Below are 20340 nucleotides of genomic sequence, written 5' to 3'. Positions count from 1 at the left end.
CGGTCGCTTTCCCGGCTAAAGCCGGTCCCACGTCGGAGATCCGCCCAATGGAAGCGCATTCCAGCCAACCTCAGCGTTGCTCGCTCTGCGGCGTCACGCGTAGCACTTCCTCAAGTGTAGTCAGCCCCGCCGAGACTTTCTGTGCGCCGGACAAGCGCAAGCTGCGCATGCCCTCTTTGAACGCCTGGCGACGCATCGCGGTGAGGTCAAGGTCGGCGCTGATCAAACCTTGCACGCCCTCGGACATCAGCATGATCTCGTATACCCCGGCGCGGCCGCGGTAGCCGGTATCGCGACACTCGACACAACCGACCGCACGATGCGCTCCGGCTGGCACAGGCGCTTGCCACGGTCGGGTCAGGCTCTGCCAGTCGCCCTCATCCAGTTGCACGGGCGCCTTGCAGTGCGGACACAACGTTCGCACCAGTCGCTGCGCCATGACCCCGAGAATGGTCGCTTTGAGCAGGTAATGCGGCACGCCAAGTTCGAGCATCCGGCTGATAGCACTTGGCGCGTCGTTGGTATGCAGTGTCGAGAGCACAAGGTGACCGGTAAGCGCGGCCTGGATCGCCATTTCCGCAGTCTCGAGGTCACGAATCTCGCCGATCATGATGATGTCCGGGTCTTGCCGCATTAGTGCACGCACACCGCTGGCGAACGACAGGTCGATGTTGTGCTGGACCTGCATCTGGTTGAACGCGGGCTCGACCATCTCGATAGGGTCTTCGATGGTGCACAGGTTGACTTCGGACGTCGCGAGCATCTTGAGCGTGGTGTAAAGCGTCGTGGTCTTGCCGGAACCCGTAGGCCCGGTGACCAGGATGATGCCGTTGGGCTGACGGGTCATGCCTTCCCAGCGGCGCAGGTCGTCGCTGGAAAACCCGAGCTGGTCGAAGTTTTTCAGCAGTACATCCGGATCGAAGATCCGCATGACCATTTTTTCCCCGAACGCCGTCGGCAGTGTTGAAAGCCGCAGCTCAACCTCGCCACCATCAGGGGTACTGGTCTTGACCCGGCCGTCCTGCGGCTTGCGCTTTTCGGCAACGTTCATGCGCCCAAGGCTTTTCAGGCGGCTGACGATGGCCATGGTCACTTGCGCGGGAAATTGATAGACGTTGTGCAGCACGCCGTCGATGCGAAAACGCACCGTGCCCTGCTCCCGACGCGGCTCGATATGAATATCACTGGCCCGCTGCTGAAACGCATACTGGAACAACCAGTCGACAATGTTGACGATGTGCGCGTCGTTCGCATCGGGCTCCTGATCGCTGGCACCGAGCTTGAGCAACTGTTCGAAATTGCCCATGCCGCTGATTTTCTGATCCGTAGCGGCAGCACCGCTGACCGACTTGGCCAACCGATAGAACTCCACCGCCAAACGCTGAATATCAACCGGATTGGCTACCACACGTCGTATCGGCAGTTTCAGCACATGAGTCAGATCAGCTTCCCAGCCGTGCACATAGGGCTGCGCGCTGGCGATGGTCACTGAGTCGCGATCTACCTCCACCGCCAGAATCTTGTGGCGTTGGGCAAAGGCATAAGACATCAATGGCGTGACCGAGGCGACCTTGATCTTCAGCGGGTCGATGCGCAAATAGGGCTGCCCGCTTTGCGCGGCAAGCCAGGCGGTAAGGGTTTCGAGATCCAGCTTGCGCCCTGGTCGTTTGAGATCGTCGAGCTGTTGCGTGGCGATGAACTCAAGCGGATGCAGTTGCAGGTTCGCGGCACTGCGCCGGTGGGTCAGCGCGTTTTCGGCACTGTTCTGATCGATAAACCCTTCGGCGACCAGATCGCGCAGCAGATCATTCAGATCCAGCCAACGATCCTGTGATGAGGCGTGAACTGACATGCGGATTCCTTTGGACATTTCGGCTCGAACGAACCAAGCGTAGCCCTCAGCGTGTCAGTTATTTCGGCATATGCGTATACATGAGTTACGTTTTTTTTCTGCCAGGCCTAACCGACGGCGAGGGAAACCGTTGAGTTTGAGACGTGCGGCTGGGCCAGTTGTTCCAACTCCACCGAGCAGACATTGATCAGGCTGCGCATTTTCTCCGCAATGACTTGCGCCCGGTGCCAGGTCAGATTGGCGATCTCAACGTCGATACCCAATACGTCGTCCTGTTGCAGAACGTTGACCTGATGAGGAATCAGGTACTGCATCGCAAACAGGTTCAGCACTCGGCACAGTGAATCGGCCTCGGCCTCGATCAGAATCTGATAGCGGGCGCAGCAATGAGCGTTATCCGCCGCCCAGGTATCCGGGCGGTGCGACAGTGAAGTAACGGCTTCAAGAGTGGGCATGCTGACCTCTGCGCTGTAGAGGGTTAATGACTGGAAGAAATTCTTGCATGCCAAAAAAGAAATATCTGGTCCATCATTGATTGATTTAGTCTTGTTACGACTTGTTAATGCGCCATAGCTTCATAGAGAGAAATAGTTATGCACATTGAGCTGGATGCTTATGATCGCAAGATTCTTGCGCTGCTTCAGGAGGACGCGTCGTTATCCAGCGCGCAAATCGCCGAGCAGGTGGGATTATCCCAGTCGCCTTGCTGGCGCAGGATTCAGCGGCTCAAGGATGAAGGGGTCATTCGTCGTCAGGTATCGCTACTGGACCGCAAAAAGATCGGCCTCAATACGCAGATCTTTGCCGAGGTGAAGCTCAATGCTCACGGACGCTCGAACTTCACCGAGTTCACCGAAGCCATTCGCGGCTTCCCCGAAGTGCTGGAGTGCTATGTGCTGATGGGCTCGGTGGATTTCCTGCTGCGCATCGTGACGCCAGACATTGAGGCGTACGAGCGGTTCTTCTTTGAAAAACTTTCGCTGGTGCCGGGCATTCAGGAAGTGAATTCGACGGTTGCCCTGTCGGAGATCAAATCGACGACCAGCTTGCCGGTCACTTAAAACTTGCACGCCCCTTTTAGTAGGAGCTGCCGAAGGCTGCGAAAGCATTTTCCCTGCCACACCGCTTCGCAGCCTTCGGCAGCTCCTACAAGGCGGGTTTTGATTCAACAATGCCGCTACCAACTAATCGATCCGGGTTATGGATATTGAAGGCCAAGCGCCAGCTTGAAAGCTTCGCGTTGGCGGCAGCCATGGATCGTGGCACGATGGCGCGGTTATCGACCGAGATTTTCTGATCATGCCGCAATCCAAAGCCAAGAATCTTTCCCTGATCGCTGCCATTGACCTGGGCTCGAACAGCTTCCACATGGTGGTAGCTCAAGCCAACTCCGGGGATATCCGCATCCTGGAGCGCCTTGGAGAGAAGGTTCAACTGGCGGCTGGCATCAACGAAGAGCGACAACTCAACGAAGAATCCATGCAGCGCGGGCTCGACTGCCTCAAGCGTTTTGCTCAACTGATCAACGGTCTGCCGTTGGGTGCGGTCCGCATCGTGGGTACCAACGCCCTGCGCGAAGCACGTAACCGTAATGAATTCATCGTTCGCGCCGAGGAAATTCTCGGCCATCCGGTGGAAGTGATTTCAGGCCGTGAAGAAGCCCGCCTGATTTATCTCGGGGTGTCCCATACCCTGGCTGACACCCCCGGCAAACGCCTGGTGGCGGATATCGGCGGTGGCAGTACCGAATTCATTATCGGTCAGCGCTTTGAACCGCTGCTGCGTGAAAGCCTGCAGATGGGTTGCGTGAGTTTCACCCAGCGCTATTTCAAGGACGGCAAGATTACCCCGGCACGCTATGCACAGGCCTACACCGCTGCGCGCCTGGAAATCATGAGCATCGAACACGCCCTGCATCGCCTGAAATGGGATGAGGCGATCGGTTCGTCGGGCACCATTCGTGCGATCGGCCTGGCGCTCAAGGCCAACGGTCAGGGCTCAGGTGAAGTGAATGCCGACGGCCTCGCATGGCTCAAGCGCAAGCTGTTCAAACTGGGTGATGTGGAGAAGATCGATTTCGACGGCATCAAGCCTGATCGCCGCTCGATCTTCCCGGCAGGCCTGGCGATCCTCGAAGCGATCTTCGACGCACTGGAACTGCAGCGCATGGATCACTGCGAAGGCGCACTGCGTGAAGGTGTGCTGTACGACCTGATGGGCCGTCATCACCATGAAGACGTCCGTGAGCGCACGCTAAGCTCGCTGATGGAGCGTTACCATGTTGACCTTGAACAAGCCGCCCGTGTGGAACGAAAGGCTCTGCACGCCCTTGAGCAGGTCGCTCATGCCTGGGGTCTGGAAGATGACAGTTACCGGGAACTGCTCAGTTGGGCAGCCAAGGTCCATGAAGTCGGCCTCGACATCGCCCACTATCACTACCACAAGCATGGCGCTTACCTGATCGAGCATTCCGACCTGTCGGGATTCTCACGGGAAGATCAGCAAATGCTTGCACTGCTGGTGCGCGGCCACCGCCGTAATATTCCCAAGGACAAGTTTGCCGACTTCGGCGCAGAGGGCGAAAAACTGATTCGTCTATGCGTGCTGTTGCGCTTCGCGATCCTGTTTCACCACATTCGTGGCGTACAGGAAATGCCCCAGCCGGAGCTCACCGCCAGCGGCAACAATCTTGATGTGGTATTCCCGGAAGGCTGGCTGGAAAACAACCAACTGACCCAGGCCGACTTCGCGCTGGAAGCGGAGTGGCTGACCCGGGTCGGTATCGTCCTCAGCGTACGCTGAGGACCGGGTTGCTCAGGCGCTCCAGCAGGGTCGCCTGAACGTTGCGGGCATTCTGATTGCCAGTCGGGGTGCTTCGCACGTAGGTGCCATCCGGCTGCAGGAGCCAGCTGTGGGTGTTGTCGGTCAGATAAAGCTCGAGCTCTTTCTTCACGCGCAGAATTAGCTTCCTGCCCTCTACCGGGAAGCAAGTCTCGACGCGCTTGTCGAGGTTGCGCTCCATCCAGTCGGCGCTCGACAGATACATCTGCTCGTCGCCGCCATTGAGGAAGTAGAACACCCGGGTGTGCTCCAGGAAGCGACCAATGATCGAGCGCACATGGATGTTGTGGGACACGCCCGGAATACCTGGCCGCAGACAGCACATACCACGCACCACCAGATCAATGCGCACGCCAGACTGACTGGCCTTGTACAACGCGCGGATGATCTTCGGATCGGTCAGCGAGTTGAACTTGGCAATGATGTGCGCCGGCTTGCCGTCCACGGCGAACTGGGTTTCCCGGGCAATCATGTCGAGCATGCCCTTCTTCAGCGTGAACGGCGCATGCAGCAGTTTCTTCATGCGCAGGGTTTTACCCATACCGATCAACTGACTGAACATTTTGCCAACGTCTTCGCACAACGCGTCGTCGGAGGTCAGCAGGCTGTAGTCGGTGTACAGACGGGCGTTGCCCGCGTGGTAGTTACCGGTGCCCAAATGCGCATAGCGAACAATTTCCCCCGCTTCGCGACGCAGGATCAGCATCATTTTGGCGTGGGTCTTGAAGCCGACAACGCCGTAGATCACTACCGCACCGGCAGCTTGTAGACGGCTGGCCAGTTGCAGGTTGGACTCTTCGTCAAATCGCGCGCGCAACTCGATCACCGCAGTGACCTCTTTACCGTTGCGGGCCGCGTCTACCAATGCATCAACGATTTCCGAGTTGGCACCGCTGCGATACAGGGTCTGGCGGACAGCCAGGACGTGCGGGTCTTTGGCGGCCTGACGCAGCAGATCGACCACCGGCGTGAAGGATTCGTAAGGATGCAGCAGCAGAATGTCCTGCTTGCCGATCACGTTGAAAATGTTCTCGCTGTTTTGCAGCAGCTTTGGAATGGCCGGGGTAAACGGCTGGTATTGCAGTTCCGGATGGCTGTCCAGACCGGTAATGCTGAACAGACGCGTCAGGTTGACCGGGCCGTTGACCTGATACAACTCGGACTCGGACAGGTTGAACTGCTTGAGCAAGTAATCCGACAGGTGCTTTGGACAGGTATCGGCCACTTCCAGACGGACCGCATCACCATAACGACGGGAGAACAACTCGCCACGCAGCGCACGGGCAAGGTCTTCCACATCTTCGGAGTCCAGCGCCAGGTCGGCGTTACGGGTCAGACGGAACTGGTAACAGCCTTTGACCTTCATGCCCTGGAACAGATCGTCCGCGTGAGCGTGGATCATCGATGACAGGAATACGAAGTTATCCCCAGCGCCGCCGACGTCTTCCGGCACCTTGATCACACGCGGCAACAGGCGCGGAGCCGGAATGATCGCCAGACCGGAGTCACGACCGAAAGCATCGATGCCTTCCAGTTCGACGATGAAGTTCAGGCTCTTGTTGACCAGCAGCGGGAACGGGTGGGTTGGGTCCAGGCCGATGGGCGTGATGATCGGCGCGATTTCGTCACGGAAATAACGACGAACCCACGCCTTGAGCTTGGCCGTCCAGTGACGACGACGGATGAAGCGTACCTGATGCTTTTCAAGCTCAGGCAGCAGGATGTCATTGAGGATCGCGTATTGGCGATCAACGTGGCCGTGCACCAGCTCACTGATGCGGGCCAGGGCCTGATGCGGTTGCAGACCATCGGCGCCAGCTTGTTCGCGGGCGAAAGTGATCTGTTTCTTCAGACCGGCGACACGAATTTCGAAGAACTCATCGAGGTTGCTGGAAAAGATCAGCAGAAACTTGAGCCGCTCCAGCAGCGGATAGGACTCATCCAGTGCCTGTTCCAACACGCGAATGTTGAACTTGAGCTGCGACAGTTCACGATGGATGTACAGACTGCTGTCATCCAGATTCGGCACGACAAGGGCCGGAACCGGTGGCGTCTCGACGATTGCGGGTAAAACCTCAATGCTTGGCTCGACCACAGTCAGAACTTCCTGATCGTTGACTTCAACAGCAGCTTCGGTGAGTCCTTCGGTATTCATGAATGTTCCTGTACGGCTATTGCCCTTTTAACAATTCTGCAGCGCGGACGGCGAAATAAGTGAGGATGCCGTCAGCCCCTGCGCGTTTGAAAGCGGTGAGCGATTCAAGAATAACGCCTTCACTCAGCCAGCCATTCTGGATGGCGGCCATGTGCATCGCGTACTCGCCGCTGACCTGATAAACAAATGTCGGCACTTTGAACTCATCCTTGACCCGATAAAGGATGTCCAGATAAGGCATGCCCGGTTTGACCATGACCATGTCCGCGCCTTCAGCCAGATCCGCGGCCACTTCGTGCAGCGCTTCATCGCTGTTGGCCGGGTCCATTTGGTAAGACGCCTTGTTGGCCTTGCCCAGATTCAATGCTGAGCCGACCGCATCGCGGAATGGCCCGTAATAGGCGCTGGCATACTTGGCAGAGTAAGCCATGATCCGCACGTTGACGTGCCCGGCCAGTTCCAGTGCTTCGCGAATGGCCTGAATTCGACCGTCCATCATGTCGGAAGGCGCCACAACCTGCGCACCGGCATCGGCATGGGACAACGCTTGCTTGACCAGCGCGTCGACAGTGATGTCGTTCTGCACGTAGCCTTCTTCGTCGAGAATCCCGTCCTGACCGTGGGTCGTGAACGGATCCAGTGCCACGTCAGTGATGACGCCCAGCTCCGGGAAGCGGTCACGCAGCGCGCGGGTGGCGCGCTGGGCAATACCGTCCGGATTCCAGGCTTCGGCGCCATCTAGGGTTTTCTTCTCGACCGGTGTCACAGGGAACAACGCCAGCGCTGGAATGCCCAGTGCGACCCACTTCTGCGCCTCTTCCAGCAGCAGATCGATACTCAGGCGCTCCACGCCAGGCATCGAAGCCACTTCTTCACGACGGTTTTCACCATCGAGTACAAATACGGGAAGAATCAGGTCATCGACAGTCAAAACGTTTTCACGGACCAGACGACGAGAGAAATCATCGCGACGATTGCGACGCAGGCGGGTTAGAGGAAAGAGGCGATTGGCGGGGGTAAAGCTCACGGCGAGACTCCTGAGCCCGCGTACACGGGCAAGCGTGACAGTTATAAGCGGCCATTATGACTAATGTGTGACAGTCGTGGGCCAGCATGCGACTCGGGGCCGCAGTTGAGGTGTTTGCCATTGTCCTTGTAGGAAAGATTAACGTCGAGACACATTTCCACACTTTCCTGAATGCCTTGGCCGAGTTAGGCTGCGCGTTCATTTCGCCAGCATCCAGACAATGCTCCAGAATTTCTTGCACGAATTTGGCTACTTCGCCCTCTTCATAGGCACCTTCTTTGAAGGCGAGACCATTCTGGTTCTCGCTGGATTTCTGGCGTTCCGTGAATACATGGACATCAAACTGGTCGTGGTCGTGGCGTTCTTCGGAAGCTATGCAGGCGACCAGCTCTGGTACTACATGGGGCGCAGGCACGGCCGCAAAATACTGGCGCGCAAACCGCGATGGCAGCTCATGGGCGACAAGGCGCTGGCGCATATACGCAGGCACCCGGACCTCTGGGTATTGAGCTTTCGTTTTGTTTACGGGCTGCGTACCGTCATGCCAGTGGCCATCGGCCTGTCGGGCTACCCGCCACTGCGTTACCTGATCCTTAACGGTATCGGCGCGGCTGTCTGGGCCACGGCGCTCGGGTATGCGGCTTATCATTTCGGCGCAGTGCTCGAAGGCATGCTGGGCAATATCAAGAAGTATGAGCTGTGGGTACTTGGCACATTGCTGGTGCTCGGGTTGGCCCTTTGGCTGCGTCGTCGCTTCAAGAACGCGCGTATTGCCAGAGAAGAAGCCGCAGCTGCTTCCATGGCAGCAGCCGCAGAAGACGACGCTGGTGTCGTGAACCACGTGCCGGCTGAAGTCACCGTTGAAGTGCCCGCCGAAAGCAAGAAACACGGCGACCGCTAAGTCCACCACGAGCGCAATGCCCCGGCATTGCGCTCGTCTGTAAGTCCCCTCCTAACGCCTCATTGGAATGCTTTTCTGCAGGAGCTGCCGAAGGCTGCGAAAGCATTCAGCCTGACACACCGCCATCGCAGCCTTCGGCAGCTCCTACAAGTAAATCGTTTTCTGCGCAGTTTCAGGACGCAGTGCATTGGATTGAATCCCCGCCCAAGACGCTTGTCCCAAGATCAGGTAAAAGTCTTGAGCGGACCGCTGCGCTCGATAGGGAGAATGATCATGCAAAAGAAAGTCGCCGTGATTTTGTCCGGCTGTGGTGTCTATGACGGCGCAGAAATTCATGAAAGCGTGCTGACGCTGCTGCGCCTTGATCAACGCGGCGCAGCGGTGCAATGCTTTGCGCCCAACATCACGCAGCACCATGTGGTCAACCACCTGACCGGCGAAGAGATGCCGGAGACTCGCAATGTGCTGGTGGAGTCGGCGCGTATCGCCCGCGGTGCCATCGAGGACATCCGCGAAGCAGACGTCACAGAGTTCGATGCACTGATCATCCCTGGCGGGTTCGGCGCTGCCAAGAACCTTTCTGACTTTGCCACCGCCGGCGCTGACTGCAAGGTACAGGCTGAGGTCCTGGCATTGGCCGAAGCATTCGCTGAAGCGGGCAAGCCGGTCGGGCTGATCTGCATCAGTCCTGCGCTGGCGGCGAAAATCTACGGACCGGGCGTGACCTGCACCATCGGCAACGATGCTGAAACCGCACAGGCCATCACGCTGATGAAGGGTGAACACCAAGAGTGCGAAGTGACCGACATCGTAGAAGACAAAGCCCGCAAACTGGTCAGTACGCCTGCCTATATGGTTGCTAAAACCATCGGCGAGGCGGCCGCCGGGATCAACAAGCTGGTGGACCGGGTGCTGGAGTTGACGCACGAGGAGTGAGTAAAAGCCCGACCGCTCAAGGACCCATTTCGGGACACGATCCTGTAGGAGACTCTGTGTTTAGGCGCAAGCTGACGTGGGACCGGCTTTAGCCGGGAAAGCGGTATTTCTGCTGAGAAAGATTCAGCGTCTGTCCCGGCCTCTTCCCGGCTAAAGCCGGTCCCACGTCATCAGTTCATTCAGCGTTCGCGCTCCGGCAGGGCGATTTACGTGCCCCTTAACTAAACTCCACTCGCTCCGGCACACGCGTCATCAGCACTTTCCCGCCTCTGATCGACACTCGCGCCTTGGCCTGACGGCGCACTGCTTCGTAGTCACTCTCGGCATCAAGGATGACCAGGTTCGCCGGACGGCCCACTGCGATGCCATAACCCTCGCCCAGATTAAGAGTTCTGGCGCTGTTGTCAGTAACCAGATCCAGACTGCGTGCCAAATCCTCGAAGCCCATCATGTGGCAGATGTGCAAACCGGCATCCAGTATGCGCAGGATGTTGCCATTGCCCAGTGGATACCACGGGTCCTTGATCGAATCCTGACCAAAGCACACGTTCATCCCGGCACGGTCCAGCTCTGCGACGCGGGTCAGGCCGCGGCGCTTGGGGTACGTGTCGAAACGACCTTGCAGGTGAATACTCTCGGTCGGGCAGGAAACGAAGTTGATGCCCGACCTTTTCAGTAGCCGGAACAGCTTCGAGCAGTACGCATTGTCATAAGAGCCCATCGCCGTGGTGTGGCTGGCCGTTACCCGGCTGCCCATGCCACGTACCCGTGCTTCTTCAGCCAGCACTTCGAGAAAGCGTGAGTTGGGGTCATCGGTTTCGTCGCAATGCACGTCCACCAGACAACCGGTTCGCTCAGCCAGGTCCATGAGGAACTTGATCGAGCTGACGCCCTGCTCGCGGGTGTTTTCGAAATGCGGGATACCGCCCACCACATCGGCTCCCATTTCCACGGCACGGGTCATTAATTCACGCCCACTTTCGTAGGATTCGATGCCCTCCTGAGGAAAGGCAACGATCTGCAGATCAATCAGATGGCGGGCTTCTTCACGCACTTCAAGCATTGCCTTGAGCGCGCCCAATGTCGGGTCGGTGATATCGATATGGGTTCGAACATGCTGGATGCCATGCTCGGCCAACATGCGGATGGTGGTGTGGGCGCGTTGCTTGGTGTCTTCGTGAGTAATGGTTTCCTTACGTTGAGCCCAACGCTCGATGCCTTCGAACAGGGTCCCGCTCATGTTCCACTCAGGCTCACCGGCAGTCAGCGTTGCATCGAGGTGGATGTGCGGCTCCACCAATGGCGCAATGACTAACTGGCCGCAGGCGTCGATGTCATTTGACGCAGGCAGCACGCTTTCTGCCTGAGCGGTGATGGCTGTGATGCAGCCGTTTTCCCAGGTGATGGTGTGCAGCCCGTGGGTTTTACGCAACGTGGCATTGATGATGTTCATGACTATTCCTGTCGCTGAGCCTCGGACATGCGCCATACCAGCAGCGCAACCGAAGCGTTCATTCGAAAATTAGCGTCCTCGAGGGCTTGCCCGCTGAGCTGCTCGATACGCTGAATACGTTGGTTGAGGGTGTTGCGATGGATGCCAAGGCGCTGGGCGGCCTTGAGTCCGTTGCCGTTTTCCTGGAGCAAGGCGTCCAGTGTTTCGATCAGGCTGTGGGGCTGCTTGCGGTTGGTCTCGATCAGCGGACCAAGGATCTGTTTGACGAAGCTGTCGATGATCGAGCGATCAGTAACCGCCTGCAGCAGCCGTAACACACCCAGTTCGCTGAAATCGCAAAGGCCGCTGGCGGGTCGCAAGTGTTCGGCAACATCCAGCGCCTGGCGAGCCTCATTCAGCGCCTGACGGTATTGCCCGCAGTCTTCGACTGGATTGGCCAGCCCCATGAACAACGCCATGCCGCCCAGCACCGACGCGAGCTCGCGATACAGCCGCTCCAGCTCACTGCGAATCGCTTCAAGCCTGGGCAACAGCAAAATGAACAAGTCGCCTTGGACGATGACCGGCAAAGCGTCCGGCAAAGCGCGATTCCAGGCGTCGAGATGGTCGAGCACTGCCTGCCGGGTTTGTTGCAGCAACCGCTCCGCAGCCTCCGGGGCATGGCTGTCGAACAACACGCTCACCGCCGACAGGCGCAGCGCAACCAGACGCCGGGGCACCTCCAGCGGCAGGCGCAAATGCGCGGCCCTTTGTCGGGCGATGCTCAGGCTTGGGTAATCACCGCTGAGCAACTGCCCGAGGATGTCGTGGCGCGAACGCTTGGTCTGCGCCATTTGCACCAACGCCGTGCCAATCAGGTGGGTAACGATGACCATCTTCAATAGATACGGTTGCTCGATCAGCGGCAAACCGCATTGCTCCGCCAGCATGATCACGGACTCAGGGATCTGCTGGATGTAGGCATCCCCGGTCAGAATCACCAGCCCGGCAATGCCGCTGGCATCGCCCTCCTGCACCATGCGCAGGAGATTGGCCTCATCGCGCAGGCAATTGATGCCGGTAATGAAAACCAGCTCGCCGCCCATGATCCAGTCGGCAATACCTTCGTTCTCGGCAACGTACGACCAGCGCACGCTGCGATGCAGGTTGGCTGAACCTGCACGCACGACCATTTCCTCAAGCCCCGGGAGCTGGAGAATTTCTTCAACGGTCAGGCTCAAAGCTCCTCCTGTACACCAGCGACCATGCCGCGCTTGCCGGTCACTTCAAGCAGCACGATGTAGCAGATGGCCGAAGCAGCAATGCCCACCAACGGCGCAATCCAGGGCGAGAAGTACGCCAATGCCGCACCAACGGCATAAGCCGACAGACCGAGCAGGTTGTAGCGTGGCAGCGTAACGCTGGCCAACGCCGGGTATTTGCCGTGATGGCGGTACCAGAAGTCCGCCATGATTACGCCGCCAATCGGCGGGATGATCGAACCCAGCAGTACCAGAAAAGGAATCAGCATTTCGTACATGCCACCGATGGCCAGCACGATACCGAGCGCCGCAGCAATCAACGTCATGGTCCGACGCCGCTCGCTGCGCAACATGTGGCAAGCCGCCGCCGAAACGTTGTAGATGGTCGGCCCCTGAATGGTCCACAGGTTCAGACAAAGCATGACCACTGCGGCGAACGACAGGCCCTGAAGCATCATCACTTCCACGATATCGGCCTGCTGATAAACCATCGCACACCACGCGCCAGCGACGACCATCAAACCGTTGCCCAACAGAAAGGCAACGACGCTGGCGGTCACGGCCACGCGTCCGCTGCGTGACAGACGTGTCCAGTTGGTGGCCTGAGTTGCGCCACTGGCGAACGTCCCGAAGACCATGGTGATGGCGGCTGAAAGCGTCATGGTCTCGTGAGGGATGACTGCCGCCAAGCCCTGGAAGCCGCCAATATCACGGGTGGCGATGTACATGGAGATGACCAGCAGCACGAACATGAGCGGCACCGACACACGCGACAGTACGTCCAGCCCTTTGTAGCCGATGATTGCCGTGATGCTGAAGCCCAGACCGAACAAGATCATCAATGGCGAGGTGAAGCCTTCGGCCAGACCGAGCATTTTCACCAACACGATGGCCACCGTCGCGGTGCCCCACGCGTACCAGCCCAGCTCGGCGAAACCGAGCAGCACATCGGACAGCCGGCTGCCCGCTTCGCCAAAACAGAAGCGCCCCATCAATACAGTGTTCAGACCGCTGCGCGAGGCGATGAAGGCCAGCGCTGCGGCATAAATTGCCAACAGGCTGTTGCCGATGGCGGCGATCCACAGCATGTCGGTGAAGTTGAACGCCATGCCCAGCTTGCCGCCCGCAAACATGGTGCCGGTGAAGAAAGTGAAACTGAACAACACCATGGAAATCGACAGCAGCCCCTTGCGTCCTTCACGCGGGGCTTCGCTCAAGGGAAATTCGCTGGGTGAACTCATATCGTTTTTCTCCACATCGACAAGGTTGGGGTTCGGACTCAACGGCAGGCTGGTGCAAGAGCAATAACCAGGCCGTTTCCGGACAACGTTGCGAAGTGGAGAAAAGTGGGCAGAGGCAATATCGAGCGATGTTCACTCTGCACACTTTAAGCTGACGATGCAGGATCAGACTGTGCAGAGTGATTCATTCTGAGGCGCGAACGCACCGTTTTAGGCTGCGACGCCTAGCGGGATGCTTAGCGAGTAAGCCGCGCAAGAATACGGTCCAGGGAATTGGCGAAAGCCTGTTTTTCGCGATCGCCATAAGGCGGCTGACCGCCGCCCATCTGCCCTTGGTCGCGCAGGTCGGTGAACAGGTTGCGCACGGCGAGCCGGTCGCCCATGTTTTGTGTGTCGAACTCTTTGCCACGGGGATCCAGCGCAGCGACGCCCTTCTTGACCAGACGATCAGCGAGCGGCACATCGCTGCAAATCACCAACTCGCCGGGTACGGCATGCTCAACCAGATAGTCGTCCGCAGCATCAGGGCCGCTGGGCACCACGATCAGTTTGACCAGGGTGTACGTGGGCTTGATCTGACTCTGTCCGGCAACCAGCACCACCTCGAATTGACGCTTGAGCGCGAACTTGATGACCTGCTCTTTTGCTGCCTTGGGGCAAGCGTCGGCATCGATCCAGACGCGCATGGGAGGTGTCCTTTCTAGTGACTCACAGTCTGGGTAGGAGCGAACTTGTTCGCGAAGCGCCTCGGCTGGTAGACGCTATCTATCGTCTGTGCCAACGACTCGCGAACAAGTTCGCTCCTACCGGGAATTCGCAACTTACATGGTCTGCGCCCTGCGCTTCTCCGCCAACCAGCTGCGACCATACAGCACTGCAATCGCCAGCAAGGCTATCAACTGCGCACTCAGGGAGTATGCGTCGGCATGAATCCCCAGCCAGTCGAACTCGAAGAACGGCACAGGGCGGGTACCGAAAACACCGGCTTCCTGAAGGGCTTTTACGCCATGCCCGGCGAACACCACCGACAATGCACACAACAGTGCTGCGTTGATGCCGAAGAATAACGTCAGCGGTAGTTTGGCCGAGCCGCGCAGGATGATCCAAGCCAAACCGATCAGCAACACCAATGCCGTGGCGCCACCCGCCAAAACAGCGTTGTGCCCAGCCGGGCCAGCCTGTAGCCAAAGGGTTTCGTAAAACAGAATGACTTCGAACAACTCGCGATAAACCGAGAAGAACGCCAGGATCGCAAAGCCGAATCGACCACCGCCGCCCACCAGGCTGCTCTTGATGTAGTCCTGCCAGGCTGCCGCATGGCGACGGTCGTGCATCCAGACACCCAGCCACAAGACCATCACACTGGCAAACAACGCCGTCGCGCCCTCAAGCAATTCCCGTTGCGCGCCGCTGACGTCGATCACGTACGCTGCCAGCGCCCAGGTCCCAAGCCCCGCCAACAATGCCAGCGCCCAGCCGATGTTCACGCTACGGACCGCTGACTCCTGCCCCGTGTTACGCAGGAACGCGAGGATCGCCGCCAGTACCAGAATGGCCTCAAGGCCTTCACGCAGCAGAATCAGCAGGCCGGAAATGTAGCTCAGCGAAGTGCTCAATCCATCACTGCCCAGCAGGCCTGCCGACTCCTTGAGTTTGGCTTTGGCGAAATCCAGTTTCTGTGCGGCCTTGTCCAGCGGCAAACCGTCCTGCAAGGACTGACGGTAAGCCATCAACGCCTTTTCGGTGTCTTTGCGAACATTGGCGTCGACGTTATCCAGCGAACTTTCAACCAGCTCAAAGCCTTCCAGGTAGGCCGCGACGGACAAGTCGTAAGCCTGCTCATGATCGCCCGCACGATACGCCGCCAGGCTTTTATCCAGCGTCTGGCTGGTGTAATCGAGCAACTGCGCAGGGCCGCGCTGGACCTGAGGAGGCTGGGCACGTTGAGCGCGGAATGTCGCAACAGCCTGTTCACCCTCGGCGGCGCTGACTTCCAGCGGGGTTTGCCGCGCCAGGTCCGCGAGGTTGTAAGTTTTGAAGGGTATTGCCACCGGCTGCGCACTGAAGCTCGCGATATAAGTGGCGATATCCCAACGCTGGCGGTCATCCAGTTGATCGGCGAACGCCGGCATATCCGTCCCGGAAATTCCCAGACCTACAGCGTTATAAAGGTCATAAAGGCTGAGTCGATCCAGACGGGCCGCGTCGCGCAGATTCGAAGGCGGCGGCTCCAGACCGATACCGGCCGGGCCATCCCCCGCGCCAGCGTCGCCATGGCACACCGAGCAATGCTGGGCGTACAGCGGCGCACCCCGCGTCGGGTCCGGCGTGATCACCGGTGCCTGACTCACTTCATACGCCACCGCCAACCGCGCGCCCAATTGGCGAGCCTGACGGGTGATCAGAGCACCATCCTGCTTTTTGGCCACAGCTTCGGAGAGACTGGACACGCCCTTTTCAAGTTCGGCGCGTTCTGCTCGCGCAGGCAGCGCTGCGACCAGCCCCTGCAAAACGCCCAGTGCTTCTACCTGCTTCTGGTATTCGTCTTCTGCCACCACCTTGCTTTCATCCACCGTCGACGGGTAGTCCGCGCCAATGTAATCAAGCAAATGCAGGGCTTGCGCTGCGCCATCGGCGGTGTCGGCCAACAGGCTGGAACTGCATAACGCCAACAACGGCAGCATCAACCAGGCCAGAAAACGGGAACGCATGGACATCAGTGGATCTCAGCGTAATGATTAGGTATCGCATTGTTCACGTGGCTACGCCCTGACTCAAGGCTCAGCCGGAGGTTTGTTGCTAAATATTACGCAAACTCTCGATATCGCCTCAGATTGCAGTCATTCAACCCAGGCTTAATGAGAACGACTAGCATCTATAGCGAAAGGCTTACACGAAGATGAGGCAATTCGCCCTATTGCACCTGCGGGTTCCTGAGTAAGATTGGATCCAACGACTGATGCGCAGGACGCGCACAGGATCAAGGATGATCGACCATGGCCCGGAGGGCTTACCGACAGGATGTTGGAATGGTCTTGAAGAAAACCCGCTTCGGCGGGTTTTTTGTTGCCGATCAAAAAGTCGTCTGTCACACCACGACGTCTCTAGCTCGGGTGCTATAACCCAGGAGCTGAACTAGAGCCATTCGACCGCCGGGGAACATTTGCGCCTTTGCGGGGTTCACACTTTTCAGGCAACTATCGCCATCGAGGCCGACGGGCCGAATCCGAGAGGGTCCGCTCGGCTCAAAGTCATATCTGATCGGGATACCGTCGATGGAATACTTGTTGCCCCAGAGCTGGCTGGAGGCAGTGCCTCTGCCTTGGCTGAAGACCCTGATCGCCGCGTGCGTTGCGGTGTTACTGGCGTTGCTGATCCGCTGGATTGCGCTCAGTGTTATGCGCCGTGTCGCCAACTCATTCGTGCTGCCACAACAACTGGTCTACCGCGCCGCCAGTCCAACCTTATGGTTGCTGCCGTTACTGGCCTTGCAAACAGTCTGGACCTCGGCACCTGACGATCTGGTGCTGATCGGCACTGTGCGTCACGTCAACGGGCTGTTGGTCACCGCCGGTTTTACCTGGTTGGTGCTCCGGTGCGTCAAAGCCGTGGGCGACACGGTCGCGATCCGTAATCCGCTGGATATCGAAGACAACCTTCATGCGCGGCGAATACAGACTCAGGTTCGGGTGCTGGTGCGTTGCTTGAATGCGCTGGTGTTGCTGTTCGGCACCGGTCTGATTCTCATGAGCTTCCCACCCGTGGCCAAGATTGGCACCAGCCTGCTGGCATCGGCAGGCCTGGCCGGTCTGGCGGCAGGTTTTGCGGCCAAGCCGGTGCTGGGTAATTTGATTGCAGGTCTGCAAATCGCCATTTCTCAGCCGATTCGCCTCGACGACGTGGTGATTGTCGAAGGTGAATGGGGTCGTGTGGAGGAAATCAGCGGCACTTACGTGGTCATCAAAATCTGGGATGAGCGGCGCATGGTGGTGCCGCTGCAGTACTTCATCGAAAAGCCGTTCCAGAACTGGACCCGCGCCACTTCAAGCCTGATCGGTTCAGTATTTGTCTGGGTGGACTACTCACTGCCGGTAGAAGAGTTGCGTGCGGAAGTGCAGCGCATCTGTGAAGACATCCCGCACTTGTGGGACGGCCGTGTTTGCGTGCTGCAAGTCGCCGACACTAACGCCAAGGCCATGCAACTGCGGGTGCTGTTGAGTTCAGCCGACTCGTCACGCAGTTGGGATGCGCGCTGCCACATGCGCGAACGCTTGATTGCGTTCATCGCCAAGCAATATCCGCAAAGCCTGCCACAACTGCGCACGGAAATTTCGTCGCGCAATGTACGACCGGAGATCGATGTGCACGAGACGCCGGTCGACATCCCCCGCCAACCACCGGTCTAGAGCCTTCATCACGAACCTTGTCTGCCAGCAGGTGAGGTTCGTCGGGTAAATCAGCAGAACCCCCGAAGCAAGCTATCGTTTCCTCGGGAACGTTAAGGCAAAACGCCATGTCTGTTTCTGCCTGGAATCGGCAGTCAGACCGATGACGTATCCACGTGTGTCGATGCAAAAAAACAATGATTACAACCCTACGCTGAATCGATACAGCGCCGATGTCCCGTGACCAGACTTTGTCCTTTAAATCTTGAGTGTTCTGCCATGAGCTTTTTTTCTCGACTCCGGGGCACATCTGCCAGATCCGGCGGTGTTCTGAACCTGATCACTTCGGCCAGAAGCCTGAGTGAGCAACTTGCATCCGTGAGTTTCGAGCCTGTTTACCTGACGGGATTCGTTTCGCCGCACATCGATATTGATCAAATTGCCCGTAGCATCAGCGCGCGCTTTCCCAACACTGCCATCAGCTTGTGCACCACCTCTGGCGAGTTGTCTTCAAAGAATGACGCGCTGTATTGCGCAACCGGTGATCAGTGGGATCGCGTAGTGCTGGCGTTGTTTGACTCGAGTGTTATTCAGTCAGCCGAAATCGTGCACGTCCCCCTGCACAGCGAAGACATCCGCTCGCCTGGCAAGCGCATGTCGATGCGCGAGCGTATTGCACGGCTGACGGACTCAATCAAACGCACGACGATCAATACGCCTATCGACCACCGCGACACGCTCGCGTACGTCACCTTTGACGGGCTATCAGCCTCTGAATCGTTCTTCATGGAAGCGCTGTATGAATCAGGCCGCTTTCCGTGTCTGTTCGTCGGCGGTTCCGCAGGCGGTAAAGGCGACTTCAAGAAAACGGTCATTCATGACGGCAAGCGCAGTTATGTGAATCACGCCCAGGTGGTGTTTCTCAAAAGCGCCAGAAACGTGCGTTTCGGGGTATTCAAAAGCCAGAACTTTGAGCCGACGCCGTTCAGCATGAGCGTACTGACGGCCTCGCTGGAAGAGCGTTACATCAGCCAGGTGGTGACCTCCAGCGGACAGATCACCAGCATGGTGTCGGCGCTGTGCGAAATCCTGAAGTGCGAACCGGGCCAACTGGAAACTCAACTTGCCCAGTATTCATTCGCCATACGCGTGGGCGAAGAGCTGTTCGTTCGTTCAATCGCGCAAATCGACTATACAAACGAGCGAGTGCACCTGTTCTGTGACGTTGCGCCAGGCGAGGAGTTGGTCATGGTTAGGCGTACCTCCATGGTGGATGCCACGCGCAAGGACTTTGACCGTTTTCTGCAGGGCAAATCAGGCAAGCCGTTGGTTGGCCTGCTCAGCGACTGCATCCTGCGACGCTTGAACAACGGCAACGAATTGAGCCGCATGAATGGTGTGTTTGGCGATACCCCTGTGGTGGGTTTCTCCACCTTTGGGGAAATTCTCGGCTTGAACCTCAACCAGACACTGACCGCCGTGTTCTTCTTCCGCGTCGCGGAAAATCAGGTCTTTCGCGACGATTACATTGATAACTTCATTGCCTACTACGGCGAGTTCAAGGCGTTTTTCCTGCGTCGACAAATCAAGAAGCTTGCGGGCTTGAGCCAGGTGGTCGTCAAGCAGATCGACCAGTTCAAGGTTCGCAATTTCAAAAGTGCGATTGATGCCAATGGCCTGGATGAACACATACAGCCAGTGTTCAACGGCTTGAGCGATCTGGGTGAAGTGCTGGTCAAGGCGCATCACGACCAGGAGGAAATCTCGACCCAGCTGCGGCACTACTCCGGCGAGTTGCATGTATCAATGGACGAACTGGGCCAGACCATTTCCACTCAGGAAAAGGCCATGGACAGAGCCAGTCACACGGTCAAGAACCTCACGAGCCAAGCTGACGAAGTGGTGCTTAGCTCGCGCGAACTGGCTAAATCGAGCCTGAAGATTCAGTCGATTGTGCAGGTGATTCAGCAAATCGCAGGGCAAACCAATCTGCTGGCACTCAACGCGGCTATCGAGGCTGCACGAGCTGGGGAAATGGGACGAGGCTTTGCGGTAGTCGCCGACGAAGTTCGTCAACTGGCGCAAAAGACGTCGCAGAATGCCAGCGAGATAGGCACCGACATTGATCGGCTCGCCGATGAGATCCGCAAGGTAGCGCAGCACATCGAACAGCAATCTTCAGAAGTGGGAACGCTGAACGGTTTACTGGCCGAGCTGGAAGGCTCAAGCGAGATGACCGCAGGAACATCGCAGCGTACCCGCAAGCTGGCGGATACATTGGTGGGACTGACGCAGTAGCGGTGCCACG

At 58.0% G+C, this 20340-nt stretch carries 16 protein-coding genes and 1 pseudogene; 8 read left to right on the top strand and 9 right to left on the bottom strand.

All coding sequences use genetic code 11. The features are described 5' to 3' along the window. Positions 1-70: 70 nt before the first annotated feature. Positions 71-1852 carry a type IV pilus assembly ATPase TfpB gene (gene tfpB / locus H8S59_RS19340; protein ID WP_187522471.1) on the bottom strand — a complete coding sequence of 594 codons (1782 nt, stop codon included), beginning with the start codon at positions 1850-1852 and terminating at the stop codon, positions 71-73. Between the two features lie 107 nt (positions 1853-1959). Next, positions 1960-2307, bottom strand: a complete 348-nt coding sequence (locus H8S59_RS19335) for a hypothetical protein (protein ID WP_095101969.1) — start codon at positions 2305-2307, stop codon at positions 1960-1962. Positions 2308-2445: 138 nt separating this feature from the next. Here H8S59_RS19335 and H8S59_RS19330 point away from each other — a divergent pair, with 138 nt between their 5' ends. The 3 genes from H8S59_RS19330 (at position 2446) to ppx (ending at position 4654) form a co-directional block, all read left to right on the top strand. Next, positions 2446-2913: an Lrp/AsnC family transcriptional regulator gene (locus H8S59_RS19330; RefSeq protein ID WP_187522470.1), complete on the top strand. Its 468-nt coding sequence runs from the start codon at positions 2446-2448 to the stop codon at positions 2911-2913. 110 nt (positions 2914-3023) lie between these two features. Next, on the top strand, positions 3024-3149 hold the full coding sequence (locus tag H8S59_RS27090) for a hypothetical protein (protein ID WP_281391336.1): 126 nt from the start codon (positions 3024-3026) through the stop codon (positions 3147-3149). A 2-nt stretch (positions 3150-3151) separates the two neighbouring features. Continuing rightward, positions 3152-4654 carry an exopolyphosphatase gene (gene ppx / locus H8S59_RS19325; protein WP_095101966.1) on the top strand — a complete coding sequence of 501 codons (1503 nt, stop codon included), beginning with the start codon at positions 3152-3154 and terminating at the stop codon, positions 4652-4654. Here the strand turns inward: ppx and ppk1 are convergent. Together ppk1 and hemB are read right to left on the bottom strand one after the other, a co-directional pair. Next, positions 4641-6848 (bottom strand): polyphosphate kinase 1, encoded by a 2208-nt coding sequence (gene ppk1 / locus H8S59_RS19320; protein WP_095101964.1) that lies wholly within the window; start codon positions 6846-6848, stop codon positions 4641-4643. The two genes, ppx and ppk1, sit on opposite strands and share 14 nt — an antisense overlap. A gap of 16 nt (positions 6849-6864) precedes the next feature. Then, entirely contained in the window at positions 6865-7875 is a 1011-nt protein-coding gene (hemB, locus tag H8S59_RS19315) for a porphobilinogen synthase (RefSeq protein WP_187522469.1), read from the bottom strand. Positions 7876-8095: 220 nt separating this feature from the next. On the opposite strand from hemB, the gene H8S59_RS19310 reads away from it, so the two are divergent. Together H8S59_RS19310 and elbB are read left to right on the top strand one after the other, a co-directional pair. Further along, positions 8096-8776, top strand: coding sequence for a DedA family protein (locus H8S59_RS19310; RefSeq protein ID WP_246475462.1), 681 nt, complete (start codon positions 8096-8098; stop codon positions 8774-8776). A gap of 273 nt (positions 8777-9049) precedes the next feature. Further along, complete coding sequence (gene elbB, locus H8S59_RS19305; protein WP_187522468.1) at positions 9050-9712, top strand: isoprenoid biosynthesis glyoxalase ElbB; 663 nt, start codon at positions 9050-9052, stop codon at positions 9710-9712. Positions 9713-9929: 217 nt separating this feature from the next. Here elbB and codA read toward each other — a convergent pair whose 3' ends face one another. The 5 genes from codA to H8S59_RS19280 all read right to left on the bottom strand — a co-directional run bounded on the left by codA (position 9930) and on the right by H8S59_RS19280 (position 16364). Continuing rightward, positions 9930-11165: a cytosine deaminase gene (gene codA, locus H8S59_RS19300; protein WP_187522467.1), complete on the bottom strand. Its 1236-nt coding sequence runs from the start codon at positions 11163-11165 to the stop codon at positions 9930-9932. Positions 11166-11167: 2 nt separating this feature from the next. Then, entirely contained in the window at positions 11168-12385 is a 1218-nt protein-coding gene (locus tag H8S59_RS19295; RefSeq protein ID WP_187522466.1) for a PucR family transcriptional regulator, read from the bottom strand. Further along, positions 12382-13647 carry a cytosine permease gene (codB, locus tag H8S59_RS19290; RefSeq protein WP_187522465.1) on the bottom strand — a complete coding sequence of 422 codons (1266 nt, stop codon included), beginning with the start codon at positions 13645-13647 and terminating at the stop codon, positions 12382-12384. The genes H8S59_RS19295 and codB overlap by 4 nt, the downstream gene beginning before the upstream one ends. Positions 13648-13883: 236 nt before the next feature. Next, a complete protein-coding gene (locus tag H8S59_RS19285) occupies positions 13884-14333 on the bottom strand; it encodes a YaiI/YqxD family protein (RefSeq protein ID WP_187522464.1) in 450 nt (149 codons plus the stop codon). A gap of 135 nt (positions 14334-14468) precedes the next feature. Beyond that, a complete protein-coding gene (locus tag H8S59_RS19280; RefSeq protein WP_187522463.1) occupies positions 14469-16364 on the bottom strand; it encodes a cytochrome c/FTR1 family iron permease in 1896 nt (631 codons plus the stop codon). Positions 16365-16922: 558 nt separating this feature from the next. On the opposite strand from H8S59_RS19280, the gene H8S59_RS19275 reads away from it, so the two are divergent. The 3 genes and pseudogenes from H8S59_RS19275 to H8S59_RS27380 all read left to right on the top strand — a co-directional run bounded on the left by H8S59_RS19275 (position 16923) and on the right by H8S59_RS27380 (position 20330). Beyond that, positions 16923-18053 carry a mechanosensitive ion channel family protein gene (locus tag H8S59_RS19275; RefSeq protein ID WP_095101948.1) on the top strand — a complete coding sequence of 377 codons (1131 nt, stop codon included), beginning with the start codon at positions 16923-16925 and terminating at the stop codon, positions 18051-18053. A gap of 258 nt (positions 18054-18311) precedes the next feature. After that, positions 18312-19418: pseudogene (locus H8S59_RS27385) on the top strand (FIST signal transduction protein); the annotation flags it as partial. A gap of 3 nt (positions 19419-19421) precedes the next feature. Next, positions 19422-20330, top strand: coding sequence for a methyl-accepting chemotaxis protein (locus H8S59_RS27380; protein WP_425504589.1), 909 nt, complete (start codon positions 19422-19424; stop codon positions 20328-20330). Positions 20331-20340: the final 10 nt, after the last annotated feature.

The sequence above is a fragment of the Pseudomonas folii genome (assembly GCF_014357575.1).
In the GTDB taxonomy this organism is placed as follows: domain Bacteria; phylum Pseudomonadota; class Gammaproteobacteria; order Pseudomonadales; family Pseudomonadaceae; genus Aquipseudomonas; species Aquipseudomonas folii.
Note: the sequence above shows the minus strand (reverse complement) of the source record. Positions and strands in the feature narration are given on the sequence as shown.